The sequence below is a fragment of the Vibrio genomosp. F10 str. 9ZD137 genome (assembly GCF_049974785.1).
Lineage (GTDB): Bacteria > Pseudomonadota > Gammaproteobacteria > Enterobacterales > Vibrionaceae > Vibrio.
Genome location: NZ_JBNGCJ010000756.1, coordinates 1 through 3,958 on the forward strand (window position 1 = coordinate 1; position 3,958 = coordinate 3,958).

General features: G+C 44.8%; 4 protein-coding genes and 2 pseudogenes. 5 read left to right on the forward strand and 1 reads right to left on the reverse strand.

Going from position 1 to position 3,958, the window contains the following annotated elements:
* The 4 genes and pseudogenes from ACP45E_RS17740 to ACP45E_RS17755 form a co-directional block, all read left to right on the forward strand.
* Nucleotides 1-291: pseudogene (locus ACP45E_RS17740) on the forward strand (ABC transporter permease); the annotation flags it as partial.
* Nucleotides 278-1,081: an ABC transporter permease gene (locus ACP45E_RS17745; RefSeq protein WP_017039037.1), complete on the forward strand. Its 804-nt coding sequence runs from the start codon at nucleotides 278-280 to the stop codon at nucleotides 1,079-1,081. The pseudogene ACP45E_RS17740 and the gene ACP45E_RS17745, both read left to right, overlap by 14 nt.
* Nucleotides 1,078-2,097 carry an ABC transporter ATP-binding protein gene (locus ACP45E_RS17750; RefSeq protein ID WP_017035635.1) on the forward strand — a complete coding sequence of 340 codons (1,020 nt, stop codon included), beginning with the start codon at nucleotides 1,078-1,080 and terminating at the stop codon, nucleotides 2,095-2,097. Before ACP45E_RS17745 ends, ACP45E_RS17750 begins: the two co-directional genes overlap by 4 nt.
* Nucleotide 2,098: 1 nt before the next feature.
* Nucleotides 2,099-2,761 carry an HAD family hydrolase gene (locus ACP45E_RS17755; protein WP_026026773.1) on the forward strand — a complete coding sequence of 221 codons (663 nt, stop codon included), beginning with the start codon at nucleotides 2,099-2,101 and terminating at the stop codon, nucleotides 2,759-2,761.
* Between the two features lie 97 nt (nucleotides 2,762-2,858).
* Here the strand turns inward: ACP45E_RS17755 and ACP45E_RS17760 are convergent, their stop codons facing one another.
* Nucleotides 2,859-3,758, reverse strand: a complete 900-nt coding sequence (locus ACP45E_RS17760) for an AraC family transcriptional regulator (protein WP_017035633.1) — start codon at nucleotides 3,756-3,758, stop codon at nucleotides 2,859-2,861.
* Between the two features lie 52 nt (nucleotides 3,759-3,810).
* Here ACP45E_RS17760 and ACP45E_RS17765 point away from each other — a divergent pair.
* Nucleotides 3,811-3,958 (forward strand): annotated as a pseudogene (locus tag ACP45E_RS17765) (MATE family efflux transporter); the annotation flags it as partial.

Genomic DNA, 3,958 nt, shown 5'->3' on the forward strand with positions numbered 1-3,958 from the left:
ACCGCTCTTCCGATCTGGGTTCAAGTTGCGTTACCTGTTCTTTCCCCAGCGCTACTGGGCACGTTGATCATTCTGATTGCTAACGCTATGGGTGCCTATGCCAGTGTGTACGCTCTGACCGGCGGTAATTACAATGTCATCACGGTACGAATAGCGAGTCTGGTGTCAGGTGATCTCTTCCTAGAGCCAAATCTAGCAGCGGCCATCTCGGCCATACTCATTGCTATTCTAGCGTTTATCACGGTGATCAATCAGTGGTTACTTTCAAGGAGTTATCATGCTGCAAAGTAATGCGAATATGCTCTACCACAAGAGCGTGGTTTACTCCATCGTTGGCATCATGCTAATCCCGATTATAGCGACACTTGTGTACTCACTGTCATCGAGTTGGGGCGCCACCATTCTACCTGACGGTTTTACTTTCGATTGGTATTTGAAGCTGATCTCCGATCCGCGTTTTTTGGCAGCATTTGGGCGATCTCTGTTTGTGTGTTTTTCTGCGTTGGCCTTGAGTGTGGTGTTAGTCTTGCCTACGATATTTGTGGTTTTTTACTATTTCCCCAAACTGGATAAGCTACTCAATATTCTGATTTTATTACCATTCGCTGTACCGCCTGTAGTCTCATCGGTTGGGCTTTTACAACTCTATGCGGACAGCAGTGTGCCTCTTGTTGGAACACCATGGATTCTAATTGGCACTTATTTCACTATTGCACTGCCTTTCATGTATCGAGCGATTGCGAATAGCTTTGAAGCGATAAATCTTAACGACCTGATGGATGCTGCTCACTTGCTAGGAGCCAGTACCCCAAAAGCTTTTTTGTTGGTGGTTGTCCCCAATCTTAAAAAGGGGTTACTTGCATCACTGTTTCTCTCGTTCTCATTCTTACTCGGTGAATTTGTCTTTGCCAATATTCTTGTAGGAACACGCTTTGAAACATTACAAATCTATCTCTATAACATGCGCCAAACCAGCGGGCATTTCACTTCAGCATTAGTGATGACTTACTTTTTATTTATTTTTTTACTGACATGGCTCGCGAGCCGATTAAACAGAAAACAGGGTGAGGAGCAGCAATGAGTTATGTCGGCGTTAATCAACTTACAAAACGATTCGGAGACAACATTGTCTTTGAAGGGATTGATTTTTCGGTGGAAAAGGGTGAATTCATCACATTGCTTGGCCCTAGCGGCTGTGGCAAGTCGACATTGTTACGAAGCCTAGCCGGTCTTAATTCAGTCGAAGGGGGAGAGATATGGGTTGAGGGTGAAAACATTACCGATCTTGCCCCTCAGCAACGTGGCATCGGTATGGTGTTTCAGTCTTATGCTCTGTTCCCAAACATGACCGTTGAGGGCAATATCGCTTTTGGTTTAAAGATGAAACACATGGGCAAAGCAGATATCACCAAAGAAGTCGCTCATGTCATAGAGCTTGTCGAATTAAAAGGTAAAGAAAAACAGTATCCTCATCAGCTGTCAGGGGGGCAACGTCAGCGTGTTGCCTTAGCGAGAGCCTTAGTAGTAAAACCGAGAATATTGCTATTGGATGAGCCTTTATCGGCGCTCGATGCAAAAATCCGCAAGCACTTACGACAGCAGATAAGAGACATTCAAAAAGAGTTAAACTTGACCACTATTTTTGTAACCCACGATCAAGAAGAAGCGATGATCATGTCGGACCGAATTTTCTTGATGAATCAAGGTGAGATTGTCCAGCAGGGCGCGCCAGAATCGATCTATACCCATCCAGCCAACGAATTTGTGGCCGGATTTATGGGGCATTACAACTTGGTCGATGCGACGACGGCCAAAAGTCTCTTCGATCTAGACGTAGAACAGAAAGTCGCGATTCGTCCAGAATCTATTTACGTCAAAGAATCGGGAAGAAAATATGGCTCGCATATTTCAGCGCCGCAACGAGCGACGGTCAAAAATCATCAGTTGCTTGGCAATATTATCCGGTACCAAGTTGATGTAAATCGTTGTGAGCTGACGGTCGATCTTCTTAATCGGTCATCGGAACGATTATTTGCCGATGGAAGCCAGTTAGAGCTACTGTTTAATCTTAACGAGATTCAACCTGTGAGGGCTTAACGTGTCGAAATCTTTGTATGTGTTTGATATGGATGAAACGCTATTTTCTGCAGATTGTTCTATGTTGTGGAATGCGTTTCTTGTAGAGCAAGGGATTGTTTCTTCAGATAATTTTATTAAAGAAGACCAGCGTTTGATGGCGCTCTATTCGGCAGGGGAACTGGACATGGAAGATTACCTTGCCTTTGCTATGTCGCCACTACTCGATATGGATAAATCGGAGGTGAATGAACTGGTTGAGAAATGTGTGACCGAACAAGTTATGCCGCGCTTTTATCCCCAAGCTAAAGCACTTATGGAACAGCTAAATAGCAAGGGGACAAAAACCATTGTCATTTCTGCCACGGTCAACTTCATTGTGAAAGCAGTGGCGAAGCGAATTGGTGTGAATACGGCGATGGGCATTGATTTAGTGGTGAAGGGGCAGTGCTATACCAGAGAGATTGAAGGCATTCCCACCTATCGTCAAGGTAAGGTTGAACGCCTCAATCAATGGCTTCTAGAACAAGAGACATCCTATGATGATATCCATTTCTACACTGATTCAATCAATGACCTACCGTTATGTGAGCGTGCCGATAGGGTCTATCTGGTCAATCCATGCCCTCAGTTATTAGCGCACGCTGGACGTCCCAATTGGCAGACGTTGAACTGGACACTGTAAGCCGAAGGCAAAATAAGCGTCGCATAGTAATCACAGGGATCGTGATAGGCGAAATCAAATCAGTTGCAAGTTATAGCAACGCAACAGAGTAACCCCGCTATTGGTTGAGCTTAGCAATGCGTTGTTTTCGGTACGAACGCGGCGACTCTCCAAAGTACTTTTTAAATCGATGGCTAAACGCGTAGGGATCTTTATACCCGAGTCGTTGAGCAATCATACTGATACTCCACTCTTTGTGGTGGAGTAGCTCAGCGGCTTTTTCCATACGTAAATGAATCAGGCGCTCTTGAGGTGTTTGACCAAATAATGCTTTGGTTAAGCGATTAAGCTGCTCTTCACTTAAAAAGCATTGTTTCGCTATCTGTTTCACGCTCCAAGCAAGGTGAAGTTGAGATTCGATCAGGTTAAACACACTTTGCACACGCAGTGTTGAGTTCGAAGGTGACGCTTCCATTCGGCTTAATAATCGAGCAATTTCACTGCTGAGCAACTTTCGGTAACTCGAACGACCGGATATCTCATGGTGAAGTAAGCTCATTAGCGACCACACCTGTTCGCACTGATGAAAGGGCACAACGGCCTGACCGCCAGCAATGACCGACTTCCATTTGTCATTGGGAGAGAGCAATAGCCACACCATTTTCCAATCATTACTCTTGTTACTGAGTTCAAAACGGTAGGGTAACCCTGCCGGTAAAATAACCAATGAATTCGGTGGGATGGTTTGGCGCTGGTTAGCCAAGGTCAGCAACCCTTCACCTTCAAGCGTGAACAGAAGTGTGTGCACGTCTACACGCTCTCTTTCGACAATATAACCATCCACTAACTTAGCCATCCCCGCCATGAAAAAACCGATCGGCTCAAATTCAGGAACTTCGGAAAGACCAAGAAAACGCTCTCGGCATTTATCTGAGAGATAAACCTGATCCTGCCAACTGTTTTTAGTGTGATCTTGATCGATGACGGATTCAAACAGGTTTTGGCTACTTTCTAACATGTTTTATTTTTCCTTAGAACTGTATATTCCTTACTCAGAATGAGGAATAACTATGAACCATACCACGACCACTACAAATCACTCCACTTCATTACCAAGCAACATGATGTCTACCATGGCGAAGCTTGCTTTTCCGGTGGCAATCCAAAGCGCACTCGTTGCTGTTTTGTCGTTAGCTGACGTTTTGATGGTGAGTGATC